Source organism: Brevundimonas sp. UBA5713 (assembly GCF_002419815.1).
In the GTDB taxonomy this organism is placed as follows: domain Bacteria; phylum Pseudomonadota; class Alphaproteobacteria; order Caulobacterales; family Caulobacteraceae; genus Brevundimonas.
Genome location: NZ_DIGV01000009.1, coordinates 1 through 13,167, shown reverse-complemented (window position 1 = coordinate 13,167; position 13,167 = coordinate 1). Strand labels below are relative to the sequence as shown.

The window sequence follows — 13,167 nt, the reverse complement described above, 5'->3', positions numbered from 1 at the left end:
GGCTATGAGTCCTGAGCCTAGAACGCTTTCACGAGGCCCCCCAGTATCAACGTCAACGTAAATTCCGTTGATACTGGAAATGGATTTTACTGCAAAGCCCCTAACGCCCCCGCCTAAACGCCTCTGCCTTCTCCGCCGCTGCTTCCTTCCGCCAACGCTTCGGCGCTGACCGGTCCACCTCTTCACCAGCCCCCGTCAGCGCCTCGTTGGCGAACTCGAGATCAAGCAGCTTCATGCGCTTGATCTCGTCGCGCAGTTTGGCGGCTTGCTCGAACTCGAGGTTGGCGGCGGCGTCGCGCATGCGGGTTTCCAGATCCTTGAGGGCGGTCTGGAAGTTGGAGCCGGTGAAGGGTTTGGTTTCTTCCTTCGTGCCGGGGTTGGTGAAGCGGTCGATCTCGCGGGACTCGTAAGGAGACTCCATGATCTCCTTGATGTCGCGCTTGACCGTGGCGGGGGTGATGCCGTGGGCCTCGTTATAGGCCTGTTGTTTCTCGCGGCGGCGGTTGGTCTCGGTGATGGCGCGTTCCATCGAGCCGGTCATGCGGTCGGCNNCGCGCGGCGCGGCCGATGGTCTGGATGAGTGAGGTTTCCGAGCGCAGGAAGCCTTCCTTGTCGGCATCGAGGATGGCGACGAGGCCGCACTCGGGAATGTCGAGACCCTCGCGTAGCAGGTTGATGCCGATGAGGCAGTCGAAGCTGCCCAGACGCAGGTCGCGCAGGATTTCGATGCGCTCCAAGGTATCAATGTCGGAGTGCATGTAGCGGACGCGGACGCCCTGTTCGTGCATGTACTCGGTCAGGTCCTCGGCCATCTTCTTGGTGAGGGTGGTGACGAGGGAGCGGTAGCCGTTGGCGGCGGTGGCCTTTACCTCGTCGATGACGTCGTCGATCTGGTTGCGGGTGGTGCCGGAGACGGGGCGGATCTCGACGGGCGGGTCGATCAGGCCGGTGGGGCGGATGACCTGTTCGGTGAAGACGCCGCCGGACTTCTCAAGCTCCCACGCGCCGGGGGTGGCGGAGACGAAGACCGTCTGGGGGCGCATGGCGTCCCATTCCTCGAACTTGAGCGGGCGGTTGTCGATGGCGGAGGGGAGGCGGAAGCCGTACTCGGCCAGAGTGGACTTGCGGCGGTAGTCTCCGCGGAACATGGCGCCGATCTGGCCGACGGTGACGTGGCTTTCGTCCACGAACAGAAGGGCGTTGTCGGGGATGTATTCGAAGAAGGTAGGCGGGGGCTCGCCCGGCGCGCGGCCTGTGAGCCAGCGGCTGTAGTTCTCGATGCCCGCGCAGGAGCCGGTGGCCTCCATCATTTCCAGATCGAAGCGGGTGCGTTGCTCTAGGCGCTGGGCTTCCAGCAGCTTGCCGTTCTCGACCATCCAGTCGAGGGTTTCCTTCAGCTCGGCCTTGATGCCGGTGATGGCCTGATTGAGGGTCGGGCGGGGTGTGACGTAGTGGCTGGCGGCGTAGACGGTGACCTGCTCCAAGCTGGCGGTCTTTTTGCCGGTGAGGGGGTCGAACTCGTCGATGGCCTCGATCTCGTCGCCGAAGAGGGAGATGCGCCAGGCGCGGTCTTCCAAGTGGACAGGGAAGATTTCGAGGGTGTCGCCGCGCTTGCGGAACATACCGCGCTCGAAATGCAGGTCGTTGCGCTTGTACTGCAGGGCGATGAGGTCGGCGCGGAGTTTGGCCTCGTCGATGGTGTCGCCGACCTGTAGGCCGAAGGTCATGGCGGTGTAGGTCTCGACCGAGCCGATACCGTAGATGCAGGAGACGGAGGCCACAACGATGACGTCGTCGCGCTCGAGGATCGCGCGGGTGGCCGAGTGGCGCATCCGGTCGATCTGCTCGTTAATGGATGAGTCCTTCTCGATATAGGTGTCGGTGCGCGGGACGTAGGCCTCGGGCTGGTAGTAGTCGTAGTAGGAGACGAAATACTCGACCGCATTGTCGGGGAAGAAGGCCTTGAACTCCGAATAGAGTTGGGCGGCGAGGGTCTTGTTGTGGGCGAGGATAAGCGCGGGGCGCTGGGTTTCCTCGATCACCTTGGCCATGGTGAAGGTCTTGCCCGAGCCGGTGACGCCGAGGAGGACTTGGTTCTGCTCGCCCGCCTGAGCCTGTTCGACCAGTTCGGCGATGGCCTGGGGCTGGTCGCCGGCGGGGGTGTATTTGGTCTCCAGACGGAAGGGCTTGGACAGTTTGTTCTTGGGGCGGTCCGGGCGGTGGGGCTGCCAGTCCGACGGGGCTGAGGGGGCTTCCTCGGGCGTCAGGCGCGGGCCGGTGCCGAACATGGGCAGGTGGCGCGGGGGTGTGGCGCTGTCGTGTAGGAAGGGGGCGGGGGCTTCGGCGACGCCCTTCTTGATGGCTTTGGCCTGTTCGAGGGCCTGCTGGTTCTCGGCCGCGCGGGCGGGGTCCGAGACGTGGACCGGCTTTTGCACGTTGGTCGCGGGCTTCTTGGGCGGGGTCGAGGGGGAACGGGCCATGAACATTAAACTAGTCATCATGGGGGCCGGTTGCCAGTGGGCAGTGCCGGTGTTGTGCGAAAGACCATAAGGGAAGTGTGGAACCTCTCTTTCGCTTTGAGGCTTGGGGTGCCAAGGTCCGTGGTGACGTGAAGAGTTGGGGATGTTCGGGATGACGTTCAGCGCTGTCGGTTTGTGGCTGGCAAGGGTGGCGAAGGTGTTGGCCTTGCTGGCCTTTTTCCTGCCGTGGGTGGTTGTGAGCTGCAATGGCGATGCGCTGGTGCAGTCGAGCGGCTATCAGCTGGCGACGGGGACGATCGATCTGCCGGACTTTGCTATTACGCCCGAAGGGCAGGGGCAGGCGTGGTGGGCTATCGGCGCGCTGGTGCTGATCCCGCTGGGGCTGGTGCTGGGGTTTGTGCTGCGCGGGGCGCGGCAGCGGGCGCTGGCCATGCTGGCGACATCGGCGGTGTCTCTGGCGCTGGTGTTCGGCGGGATGACGCAGATGGTCTCGACCATGCGGGCCGAGGTGGCCGAGAAGCAGGAAGAGAGGCCGGGCGCGGAGAATGATCTGGAGCGCCAGTTCGCCCAGATGCTGGGTCAGGCGATGCGGGTCGATATCGAGGTGCTGGAGGGCTATTGGCTGGCGCTGGGGGCCTTGCTGGCGGCTGTGGGCGGTAGCGGGGTGGCCGTGGCCATGCAGCGCCGCGAGGCGGGGGCTCAGCCTGATCAAACGGGCGGTGTCCGATGAAGGCGAAACGGTTTCTGACCTCGCTGAGCGTGCAGGTTCTGCTGGCGCTCGTGCTGGGTCTGGCGGCGGGCATGGGCGCGCAGCGCTGGGGCCTGCCGGGGGGCACGGGCACGGCGGACTTTATCCAGTCGATTGGCCAGCTGTGGCTGAATGCCCTGCGTATGACCATTGTGCCGCTGGTGTTCAGCCTGTTGGTGACGGGTGTGGCCTCGATTGCCGATGCGGCGCGAGCGGGACGGATCGCCATGAAGGCGGTCGGCTGGTTTGCGGCGCTGATCCTGTTCTCGGTCTGCTATTCGGTGGCGGTGTCCTATGGGCTGCTGAGCCTGTGGCCGATTGATCCCGAAGGCGGCCGTCTGCTGCTGGCGGCGGCTCCGGCCAGTGCCGAGGGCGTGGGCGCTGGGGCACCGTTTGGCGAGTTCCTGAAGACGATTGCGCCGTCCAACCCGATCCGTGCGGCGGCGGAGGATGCCATTTTGGGCATCGTTGTCTTTGCTGTCTTCTTTGGCTTTGCGGCCTCGCGCCTGCCGGAGCGGCTGCGCGCGCCGCTGACCACCTTTTTCGAGGCGGTCGGCGAGACGATGATTATCATCGTGCGCTGGGTGCTGGTGGCGGCACCGGTGGGCGTGTTTGCCTTGTCGCTGGGCGTAGGCCTGACGGCGGGGGCCAGCGCGGCGGGCGTGCTGCTGCACTATGTGGTGGTGATCTCGCTGGCCTGTATCGGCATTGGCCTGCTGTTCTATCCGCTGGTGATGGTCTTTGGCCGTGTGAGCCTGACCCGCTTTGCGCGGGCGGCGGCGCCGGCGCAGGTGGTGGCGTTTTCGACCCAGTCATCGCTGGCCAGCCTGCCGGTCATGGTGGAGCGGGCGGTGGATGCGCTGGGCGTGCGTCGCGCGACGGCGGGTCTGGTCCTGCCGCTGGCGGTGGCGGTGTTCCGCATCACCTCGCCGGTCGCCAATCTGGGTGTGGCGCTGTATTGCGCCCATCTGTTCGGCATCGAGCCGAGTGCGGGCCAGCTGATTGCGGCCATGCTGACGGCGGCGCTGATTTCGGTGGGCACGGTGGGTCTGCCGGGGCAGGTCAGCTTCTTTGCGTCGATTGCGCCCATCTGCATCGCCATGGGGGTGCCGCTGGAAATGCTGCCGCTGTTGCTGGCGGTTGAGGTGATCCCCGACATCTTCCGGACGCTGGGCAATGTGACGGCGGATCTGGCCGTGACGCGCATGGTGCAGGGTGAGGATGTGGAGCCCGACCGCGAGATGGCGGCGGGGATCTGATGACAAAAAACCCGCCCACTGTCGCAGTGGGCGGGACGGTCAGTCTTCCATCATCTCGAACATGGTCTCGGCTTCGTCGAAATCGTCGAAGTCGAGGCGTGACGGGTCATGCGTGATGACAAAGCGCGTAATGCCCGAACCCGCCTTGAGCAGCGGGCGATCCCACTGCCACAGAGCGCGGTCCAGCCGCTGCTGAAGCAAGGTCCAATGACCCTCATCCTGTGGTGGCGTAGGTGTGACCATCCTAAACATCATTTTTGCCCTCCCTGTGACTTAAGAAACACTTAACGGGCATCTGAGTCAAAGGCCGACGCAAGCGCGCGCCTTGACAAGGTTGTGAGCATGGTACCATACACTGTGTGTCACACACTATGTGGCGCAACGGTGGATGCGTGGCCATGGCCGACGACTTGTTCGAAAGCTTGCGACTGGAACTGAGGCGCGGATCGCTGATCCTGGCGGTTTTGGCCCAGCTGCGGAGCGAGCAGTACGGCTACTCCCTGCGCGTGGCGCTGTCTGCGGCCGGCGTGGAGATGGAGGAGAGCACCCTTTATCCGTTGCTCCGACGGCTGGAGGCACAGGGGCTTCTGGTCAGCGAGTGGCGTGAGGAAGAGAAGCGCAAAAAACGCTTCTACCGTTTGTCGCCCGAAGGGGAGGCGATGCTGGCGCGGCTGGCTGTGGAATGGCGTGCGCTGTCGGCTTCGGTGGAGGCCATGCTGTGAAAAAGGGTGAGGGAATGGACAAGATGCTGGAGGCCTATTTGGCCGCCGTGGCCGCGCAACTGCCGCCGGAAAAGCGCGACGATATCGTTGCCGAACTGAAGGATGACATCCTGACCCGTGTGGAGGTGCGCGAGGAGGCGCTGGGCCACGCCCTGGGCGAGGACGCATTTGAGGAGATGCTGCGCGAGGTGGGCCATCCGCTGGTGGTCGCGGCGCGCTATGCCGACGGACCGCAGGGGATTGTGGGGCCGGAGCTGTATCCGTGGTGGCAGTTCAGCATGCGGGTGGCACTGCTGGGGGTAGCGGCGGTGACGGTGCTGGGCGTCTTGATCAAGGTGATGGGTGGGGATGCCGATCTGGCGGACGCCCTGTCGCGCGGTATCCGTGATGCGGCCTATGGGACGGTGTTTGCACTGGGGCTGGTGACGGGGGCGGGCTGGGTGATCGAGCGGTTGGACCGCAAGCCGGCCTTTCTGACGCACTGGCGGGTACGCGATCTGGGTATGTTCGAGTTTCCGTCCTCGTTTGCTGCGAGGGATCGGGCGCGCGGGCGGGACCGTGTGGCAGCGGGCCTGAGATCAGGCGTGCGGGGTGCGAGACCGGGCGTGCGGGGCGGCACCCATGACGGGTTCTCGCCCGTGGCGGGGGCGGCGGCCAGCGCCATCTGCACCACCGTGTTTCTGATGTGGTGGTGGGGCGCGATGGGGCGTGTGGATCTGGATCTGCTGGCGGGAGAGGACGGAGACAATCTCCAGCTGATCCGGCAGGTCTATCAGGTGCTGTACTGGCCGTTTGGTCTGTTGATGCTGGTGCGGATCGCCTTTGATGTGATGCGCGTGGTGACGGGCAGTCCGGTGCGGCTGACGGCGGCAGGCGATGTGGTGATGAGCCTGCTGGGGCTTGTTCTGCTGGCGTGGATAGCGATGGTATCGCCGCTGGCCCAGATCATTCAGGTGCAGAGCGTGGCGGATGTGCTGGGGCGGCTGGATACCGAGAGCTGGCGTGAAACCCCTGAAGTGGCCTTGCTGAGCGGTATCATCGTCGTGGGGCTGTTGACCGAGGTGATCCATATGGCGGGGGCGATCGTGCGTCTGTCCAGCGGGCGGGATCGTCGACAACCCCAAGGGTGATGGATCAGGGGCGGCACCGCTGCCGCCCCTTTGCGGGTCACATGCGCGGGCGGCGGATGGTGAAAGCCAGCTTAAAGCCGAGGCGGCTGAAAATCTGAGTCAGCAGGAAGGCGACAGGCCAGGCGATGGCCCAGTCACGCGGCCATGTTTGCAGGAACAGCGGGGTAAAGCCCATGTGCAGCACACCCATGAAGGCCGACATGGTCTTGGACATGAAGAAGGTGATGAAGACCTGAGCGAGCAGGAAGGTCTTGGGGTCGGGCTTGCCGTGCATGTGCGTCTCTGAATGGAGGACAGCATGGCCGAAAGTGAACCTTCGGCGACGCCATCCTGAACAAGGAAATGGCGTCGCGGGTTCGAGGCCTTGGCGGCTCGACTGGATCTCGCGGCAAAAGCGCGAGGGCCGGAATAACCACACCGGCCTCATAATCTTTTCGACACAGCGGGCGTAAGCGTTGAAGGCGGGACGGTCAAGAACCGCCTTGGTCGAAACACCGGAGCGGGTGACGCGTCGGGCAACGGAAAGCGGGATCGGTCGTTAGATAGGGTGCGGGGGCGCTTACAGGAGAGCCTTATGAATCTGCCGACGAATGCCTTGGTTGCTGTTGTAGATGGCGAAAATCTGCGCCTGTTCCGGAATACCGGCACAGCCACCGATGTGCAGCTGAAAGGTATCGAAACGCCCGCTTTGGAAGAGCGTGTTTCGGGCTCTGCCGGTCGTATCTCCAGTGATGCCAATCCGGACAATGACACCCAGGCCGAGGATGGCCACGCCATGAGCGTCGCCGTGGCGCTGAACGGCTGGGCGCTGAAGAACAAGTTCGACAAACTTGTGGTGATTGCCGCCCCCAAAACCATGGGCGAGCTGCGAAAGCACTGGCACAAGGAAGTCGAGGGCGCGATCATTGGCGAGATCACCAAGACGCTGACCAATGCCTCGCCGGAGGACATTATCAAGTCGATTGAAGCGGCGTAACTCCGCGTTGATGTAGAACAGGCGGTCCGATGACGATGTCGTCGGGCCGTTTTTTTTCAGGCAGCGTCATGCGGGCTGTGGGAGCCAAGTGGCGAGGACGGCGTTCGGACCCCATTCACCAAGTGTGTGGAGTGTCGGGATGACTGTTGCGTCGTTGATGTCGCTGGCTATGGCCGCTTCCGGTCAGGTCGGTGTGGTGGAAGAGAATGCACAGCGGATCGAGGTGACCGGTGTCGGGCACGAGCGGACCATTGATTGCGACAACCGCGATGTGGTCATCGCGGGGACGGGGCACAAACTGACGTTTACCGGCATTTGCGCCAGTCTGGACCTTACCGGATCGAGCAATGAGGTGACCATCAATCTGGCCCCCGATGCGCGGGTCAGTATCGCGGGCACCAACCAGACGGTGCGCTGGTCGTCCACGGGGCGGGTAAGGCCCAATGTGGTCGGGTACAACAACCGCGTGACGCGCAGGAACTGATCATTCAAACGTGAAAAGCCCGCAGGAGACTGCGGGCTTTTTTTGAACTTTACGCCAAGAACAACCGCGCGGCGGGGTTCATGGTTTCCTCGATATAGGGGTAGCCGAGGGTTTCAAGCGCGGCGGTGACGGCGGCTTGGTCGCTGTCGGGGGCGTGGATGCCGGCCAGCACGCGGCCCACGTCATCGCCATGGTTGCGATAGTGGAACAGGGTGAGGTTCCACGCGGGCTGGAGGCTGTTCATGAATTTCAGGAAGGCGCCCGGACGCTCGGGGAATTCGAAGCGGAACAGGCGCTCGCCTTTTAGCTCAGGGGCGCGGCCGCCGACCATGTAGCGGACGTGGAGCTTGGCGATTTCATTGTCGCTCATGTCTTCGACGGCATAGCCTGCGTCTCGAAGCATGGTGCACAGGTCGTGGCGCTCGGATGGGCCGTCCTTGAGGGCGATGCCGACAAAGATCTGGGCTGTATCGCCGCTCCAGCGATAGTTGAACTCGGTGATCGAGCGGCCTTGCAGGCTGTTGAGGAAGCGGTGGTAGGCGGCGCGGTCGTCGGGCATGGAGACGGCCAGAAGGGCCTCGGTGCCAAGGCCGATCTGGGCGCGTTCGGCCACGTGGCGCAGGCGGTCGAAATTGACGTTGGCACCGGAGTTGATGGCGGCAAGAGCACCTGAGCCCGGATTGCGGGCGGCCCATGTTTTCAGACCGGCGAGCGCGACGGCGCCGGAGGGTTCGGCCACGGCGCGGACGTCGTCGAAGATGTTTTTGACGGCGGCGCAGATGGCGTCGGTGTCGACCAGAACAATATCGTCCAGAAGGTCGCGGCACAGACGGAAGGTCTCGTCCCCGACGCGGCGCACGGCCACGCCGTCAGCGAACAGGCCGACTTGGTCGAGCGTGTAGACTTCGCCCTCGGAAATGGCGGCCTTCATCGAGCAGGCCTCGACCGGCTCCACGCCGATGATCTTGGTTTCGGGGCGCAGGAAACGGATGATGGCGGCAACGCCTGCCGCTAAGCCGCCGCCGCCGATGGGGACGAACACCGCATCGAGTGGGCCGGAGTGCTGGCGCAGGATTTCCAGACCGATCGTGCCTTGGCCTGCGATGACATAGGGGTCGTCGAAGGGGTGGACGAAGGTGGCACCGGTCTCGGCTTCGAGCTTGCGGGCGTGGGCGCTGGCGTCGTCGAAGCTGTCGCCGTGCAGGACGACGTGGCCGCCCAGCGCCTTGACCGCGCTGACCTTGATGTCGGGCGTGGTGGTGGGCATGACGATGGTGGCGCGGATGCCGCGCTTGGCCGCCGACAGGGCAACGCCCTGGGCGTGGTTGCCCGCCGAGGCGCAGATGACGCCCTTGGCCAGTTCGTCCTCGGTCAGTTGGGCGATGCGGTTATAGGCCCCGCGCAGTTTGAAACTGAATACCGGCTGGAGGTCCTCGCGCTTGAGCAGGACCGGACGCTCTACGCGCGCGGACAGGCGCGGCAGGGGGTCGAGCGGGGTTTCCTCGGCCACGTCATAGACGCGGGCGGTCAGGATGCGGCGGACAGTCTCTTGCACGATTTGATCTTTAGGCGTTCGCTTCGGGGAGAAGTTTAATCACCTACGAAGTCGAAGACCCGAAGTCGAGCGATTATTTGCCCTGTTCGGCGCGCGCGGCGGGGTGCATGCCCAGCTGGCTGAAAATGCGGGCAGCCTGATCCTCTGGCAGGGTGGAGAGGATGTTGTAGGCGGTCAGAGCGGTTGCGCAGGTCTGGGTGTCGTCACGCGGGGTATCCGAGGCCCAGTCGGCAGGCGCGTCGCTTTCAAGCATGGCCCGATCGAGGATGTCCAGGTCTTCGTCGGTGGGGGCAGTGCGCAGTTGGGGATCATCTGTGCCGAGACGGGTGGCCAGAACGCGCTTTTGACCGACAATTGACATGAGGCCGAGCGCCTCGTCCGACAGGTCTGCTGTACGGGTCAGGTTGCCCTTGGCAAACTGGGCGCACAGGGCTTCGTCGGTGGCTTGCAGAACCTTGAGGGCCTCGCGCTCGGCGCGGATGATCTCGACGATGGCCGAGGAGGGTGCCGCTGCGGTGGCGGCGGCCTTTGAGCCGATGAACTCGTGAAGGTGCTGGGTCGCGGCGGCGATGACCTCTTCGCGCGAGGTGCTGTTGGCGTAATCGCGCGCCAGATCTTCGCGGATGCCGCTCCAGTCTTCGGGGAATTTAGAGGCGATGGCGATGAAGACCGGATCGGTCTTGGACAGCAAATCCAGTTCAAGCAGGGCTGAACGCTCTTGCGGGGTCTGGTTGGGATCCACGGGATCGCATGCGGCCAACACGCTGATCGTCAGTGCCAGAGCCGAAACGAGAGCCAGACCGGATTTGTGTTGGAGCTTCATCATAATGCTTGAGGGATTAAACTTTGGTCGCATCTATCATGCGGAGCGGCTCCGAAAGCGGCGGGTTTGGGGCCTTTGGTTGAAACCTCGTATCCACTTGTTACGGCGCTTCACGCTTTGCGAGGCGACGCTGTTCGCGGGTCCCTGCAGATAACCCTATGGATTGGCCGGGGCAGGGACGGGCACCAGCGGACGGGAATTCAAGGTGCGTATTTCATGGCGATGAAGGCGCTTGCCGCATCTGCGGGCGGCAAGGTCAGCAGCTGCTCGTAGAGGTCGAGGATGTGGGCGCAGACCTGCTCGGGGGCGGGCGGGTTTTCCTCGTCGAAGGGGAGCGTCGGTGCGGATGAGGGTGGCGTTCGCGCGGTCGCGGTTAGCTGGCCCTGATGGGCAGCGATAACGGTGAGCGCTCCCAGACGATCGGTCAGAACCTTGGCCTCGGGGCTATAGGATTCCACATCTTGCGGACCGTAGTAATGGGCGTAGACGCAGGCTTCGGCATCTTCGCGGGCCAGCTGTCGGATAAGATCGGCGTGGGCCTTGAGCAGGTCGACGACGGCACCGTCGGGAGCGGCGGCGACCTTGGAGGACAGGCTGAACAGCAAGTCCGAGGCGAGGGTGTAGAGTTCCAGTTCGGCCCCGGGGGCGATCTGCCCGATCTCGGCCAAGGCGTCGGGATAATGGGTTTCGAGCGCTTTGGAGAGGTCTGATACGGCCAGGGATGCGGCAGGTGCTGACGCGGTCGGCAGTGTGCGGGTGCGCGGCACGCGGGTGATCACATAGACGACCACCAGAATGGCGAGGGCCGCGAGGGCCAGAAGGATAAATTTGTGACTCAACACAGTCGCCCGCTCCTACGGTTCGAGAGGGAGAACGGAGGCGGTGCAGAGGTGTTCCGCTGTCGATTGCCCTTGCGTCAGCGACCGGAAGTATTATTGTTTATCTGACTTATGCTAAAAGTGAGCATAAGGTGTAGGGAGAAGGTCATGGCTGACGGCTTTGGTCTGAGCAAGGAACTGGCGGCAGAGACCGCTGCGGTGTGGGAGAAGGTCAAGGACCACACCACGCCGATGGAATGGCCGCGTCAGGCGGAGTTGATCAGCGAGATCAACCGTCTGAAGAAAGAGCGCGACGCCGTCATTCTGGCCCACAACTACATGACGCCGGACATCTTTCACGGCGTCGGCGATTTCGTGGGCGACAGTCTGGCGCTGGCCAAGGAAGCGGCCAAGGTCGATGCCAAGGTGATCGTTCAGGCGGGCGTTCACTTCATGGCCGAGACGTCGAAGATTTTGTCGCCGGACAAGACGGTGCTGATCCCTGATCTGCGGGCCGGATGCTCGCTGGCGTCGTCGATCACGGGCGAGGATGTGCGGCTGATCAAGCAGCGCTATCCGGGGCTGCCGGTGGTGACCTATGTGAACACGACCGCCGATGTGAAGGCCGAGACGGACATCTGCTGCACCAGCGCCAATGCCGTGCAGGTGGTGGAATGGGCGGCCAAGGAATGGGGCGTCGACAAGGTCATCCTGATCCCTGACGAATATCTGGCGCGCAATGTCGCGGCGCAGACCAGCGTGGGCATCATCGCCTGGGCGGGGCACTGCGAAGTGCACAAGCGATTTACGCCGCAAGACATCGCCGACATGCGCGAGGCGTGGCCCGGTGCCGAGGTTCTGGCCCACCCCGAATGCCCTGAAGAGATTTTGCAGGCGGCGGACTTTGCCGGTTCGACCGCGGCGATGATCTCCTACGTCGAGAACAAACGCCCCGCCAAGGTGGTGCTGATTACCGAGTGCTCGATGGCGTCGAACATCAAGGGCGATGTGCCGGAGGTCGATTTCGTCGGCCCGTGCAACATGTGCCCGCACATGAAACGCATCACGCTGGAGAACATCCGCGACTGTCTGCGTGACATGAAGTTCGAGGTGACAGTGCCTGAAGAGATTCAGGAACGGGCGCGGGCGGCTGTGCAGAAGATGGTGGACCTGCCGCCGCCCTCCAAGCCTGCGCGCTATGATCTGGTGCGGGCCAAGCATACTGTGGCTGTGGAGCTGATCTGAGGTGGCTGATCCGCACGATCAGGGACCATGGGGGCGGCGCGATGGCCGTGACGATGCGCGGGTTATTGCGCCCGTGCAGATGGCCGAGCCGAAGCCGTCCGGTCGTCGCTATGGCGGGCCGTCCAATACGCCGCCGCCGCGCCGTCGCGGGCAGGTGACGCTGATAGTGTCGACCCTGTTGATGGTGGGCTTTCTGTGGCTCCTGACCGGCAGCTGGATCGTGGCCGGATCGCTGATGTTTGCCCTGTTCGTGCACGAGTACGGCCATGTGCTGGCGATGAACCGTCTGGGGATGGGGCCCGCGAAGATTTACGTCATTCCGTTTCTGGGCGGGCTGGCCAAGGGGCAGACGGCACCGAGGACCGAATGGATCGGGGTGCTGGTGTCTCTGGCCGGGCCTGCGTTTGGCCTGCTGGCCATGTTGCCGCTGCTGGCCGTATGGGCTGTGACGGGGAATGTGGAGTGGATTGCGGCGGCGTTCTTTGTCGCCATGCTGAACCTGATCAATCTTGTGCCGGCGCCGCCGCTGGATGGTTCAAAGGCGCTGGGGCCGGTGTTGGCCAAGGTGCACCCCATGCTGGAGAAGCTGGTGCTGCTGGCGATCGGTGTGGCGGTGGTGTGGTGGGGGATCACCACGGGGCGCTATATTCTGGCGGTGTTTCTGGGACTGGCCATCTGGGGGCATTTGTCCAAGGGCGGCTTGCGGGCGACGGACGGGCCGCTGAGCGGCGGCGAGGCGGTCAAGTCGCTGGGCCTGTTTTTGGTAACGGGCGTGCTGTGTGGCGGGGCGGCGCTGGGCGCGCTGTTGGCCATGACGGGCGGTGACGTGGCGCGGGCGACCGATATGGTGGGCCGCTATCTGGGGATCAGCCTGTAATGCGAGCGGGGCCGGTGCATGAGGTGCGGGTCCATTACGGGCCGCTGATT

13 protein-coding genes and 1 pseudogene are annotated in these 13,167 nt (G+C 64.0%); 8 read left to right on the top strand and 6 right to left on the bottom strand.

The window, feature by feature from the left end; translation table 11 throughout:
- Positions 1–100: 100 nt before the first annotated feature.
- Positions 101–2,288: pseudogene (gene uvrB / locus B3B04_RS01165) on the bottom strand (excinuclease ABC subunit UvrB).
- Between the two features lie 343 nt (positions 2,289–2,631).
- Here uvrB and B3B04_RS01160 point away from each other — a divergent pair.
- Entirely contained in the window at positions 2,632–3,210 is a 579-nt protein-coding gene (locus B3B04_RS01160) for a hypothetical protein (protein WP_292038964.1), read from the top strand.
- Complete coding sequence (locus tag B3B04_RS01155; RefSeq protein ID WP_292038961.1) at positions 3,207–4,487, top strand: dicarboxylate/amino acid:cation symporter; 1,281 nt, start codon at positions 3,207–3,209, stop codon at positions 4,485–4,487. The genes B3B04_RS01160 and B3B04_RS01155 overlap by 4 nt, the downstream gene beginning before the upstream one ends.
- Before the next feature lie 39 nt (positions 4,488–4,526).
- Here B3B04_RS01155 and B3B04_RS01150 read toward each other — a convergent pair whose 3' ends face one another.
- Positions 4,527–4,742, bottom strand: coding sequence for a hypothetical protein (locus B3B04_RS01150; protein WP_292038958.1), 216 nt, complete (start codon positions 4,740–4,742; stop codon positions 4,527–4,529).
- A gap of 143 nt (positions 4,743–4,885) precedes the next feature.
- Between B3B04_RS01150 and B3B04_RS01145 the strand changes: the two genes are divergently transcribed.
- Positions 4,886–5,209 carry a PadR family transcriptional regulator gene (locus B3B04_RS01145; protein ID WP_292038953.1) on the top strand — a complete coding sequence of 108 codons (324 nt, stop codon included), beginning with the start codon at positions 4,886–4,888 and terminating at the stop codon, positions 5,207–5,209.
- A 14-nt stretch (positions 5,210–5,223) separates the two neighbouring features.
- Positions 5,224–6,339: a hypothetical protein gene (locus tag B3B04_RS01140; protein ID WP_292038951.1), complete on the top strand. Its 1,116-nt coding sequence runs from the start codon at positions 5,224–5,226 to the stop codon at positions 6,337–6,339.
- 37 nt (positions 6,340–6,376) lie between these two features.
- Here the strand turns inward: B3B04_RS01140 and B3B04_RS01135 are convergent, their stop codons facing one another.
- The gene (locus B3B04_RS01135) at positions 6,377–6,613 is read right to left on the bottom strand and encodes a DUF2798 domain-containing protein (protein ID WP_292038948.1); all 237 of its coding nucleotides are present in this window, start codon (positions 6,611–6,613) and stop codon (positions 6,377–6,379) included.
- 300 nt (positions 6,614–6,913) lie between these two features.
- On the opposite strand from B3B04_RS01135, the gene B3B04_RS01130 reads away from it, so the two are divergent.
- Together B3B04_RS01130 and B3B04_RS01125 are read left to right on the top strand one after the other, a co-directional pair.
- Positions 6,914–7,315, top strand: coding sequence for a host attachment family protein (locus B3B04_RS01130; RefSeq protein ID WP_292038945.1), 402 nt, complete (start codon positions 6,914–6,916; stop codon positions 7,313–7,315).
- A 139-nt stretch (positions 7,316–7,454) separates the two neighbouring features.
- On the top strand, positions 7,455–7,799 hold the full coding sequence (locus B3B04_RS01125) for a DUF3060 domain-containing protein (protein WP_292038943.1): 345 nt from the start codon (positions 7,455–7,457) through the stop codon (positions 7,797–7,799).
- A gap of 49 nt (positions 7,800–7,848) precedes the next feature.
- Here B3B04_RS01125 and ilvA read toward each other — a convergent pair whose 3' ends face one another.
- The 3 genes from ilvA to B3B04_RS01110 form a co-directional block, all read right to left on the bottom strand.
- A complete protein-coding gene (ilvA, locus tag B3B04_RS01120; RefSeq protein WP_349679357.1) occupies positions 7,849–9,357 on the bottom strand; it encodes a threonine ammonia-lyase, biosynthetic in 1,509 nt (502 codons plus the stop codon).
- 70 nt (positions 9,358–9,427) lie between these two features.
- Complete coding sequence (locus B3B04_RS01115; RefSeq protein ID WP_292038939.1) at positions 9,428–10,177, bottom strand: hypothetical protein; 750 nt, start codon at positions 10,175–10,177, stop codon at positions 9,428–9,430.
- A gap of 200 nt (positions 10,178–10,377) precedes the next feature.
- Positions 10,378–11,019 (bottom strand): hypothetical protein, encoded by a 642-nt coding sequence (locus B3B04_RS01110; protein ID WP_292038936.1) that lies wholly within the window; start codon positions 11,017–11,019, stop codon positions 10,378–10,380.
- Between the two features lie 144 nt (positions 11,020–11,163).
- On the opposite strand from B3B04_RS01110, the gene nadA reads away from it, so the two are divergent.
- Together nadA and B3B04_RS01100 are read left to right on the top strand one after the other, a co-directional pair.
- Positions 11,164–12,240 carry a quinolinate synthase NadA gene (gene nadA, locus B3B04_RS01105; RefSeq protein ID WP_409516071.1) on the top strand — a complete coding sequence of 359 codons (1,077 nt, stop codon included), beginning with the start codon at positions 11,164–11,166 and terminating at the stop codon, positions 12,238–12,240.
- 1 nt (position 12,241) lies between these two features.
- Positions 12,242–13,117: a metalloprotease gene (locus B3B04_RS01100; protein WP_292038932.1), complete on the top strand. Its 876-nt coding sequence runs from the start codon at positions 12,242–12,244 to the stop codon at positions 13,115–13,117.
- The last annotated feature ends 50 nt before the right edge of the window (positions 13,118–13,167 follow it).

Coding starts and splice junctions, on each gene's coding strand:
- B3B04_RS01160 (WP_292038964.1), top strand. CDS start 2,632: ATGACGTTCAGCGCTGTCGGTTTGTGGCTGGCAAGGGTGGCGAAGGTG.
- B3B04_RS01155 (WP_292038961.1), top strand. CDS start 3,207: ATGAAGGCGAAACGGTTTCTGACCTCGCTGAGCGTGCAGGTTCTGCTG.
- B3B04_RS01150 (WP_292038958.1), bottom strand. CDS start 4,742: ATGATGTTTAGGATGGTCACACCTACGCCACCACAGGATGAGGGTCAT.
- B3B04_RS01145 (WP_292038953.1), top strand. CDS start 4,886: ATGGCCGACGACTTGTTCGAAAGCTTGCGACTGGAACTGAGGCGCGGA.
- B3B04_RS01140 (WP_292038951.1), top strand. CDS start 5,224: ATGGACAAGATGCTGGAGGCCTATTTGGCCGCCGTGGCCGCGCAACTG.
- B3B04_RS01135 (WP_292038948.1), bottom strand. CDS start 6,613: ATGCACGGCAAGCCCGACCCCAAGACCTTCCTGCTCGCTCAGGTCTTC.
- B3B04_RS01130 (WP_292038945.1), top strand. CDS start 6,914: ATGAATCTGCCGACGAATGCCTTGGTTGCTGTTGTAGATGGCGAAAAT.
- B3B04_RS01125 (WP_292038943.1), top strand. CDS start 7,455: ATGACTGTTGCGTCGTTGATGTCGCTGGCTATGGCCGCTTCCGGTCAG.
- B3B04_RS01115 (WP_292038939.1), bottom strand. CDS start 10,177: ATGAAGCTCCAACACAAATCCGGTCTGGCTCTCGTTTCGGCTCTGGCA.
- nadA (WP_409516071.1), top strand. CDS start 11,164: ATGGCTGACGGCTTTGGTCTGAGCAAGGAACTGGCGGCAGAGACCGCT.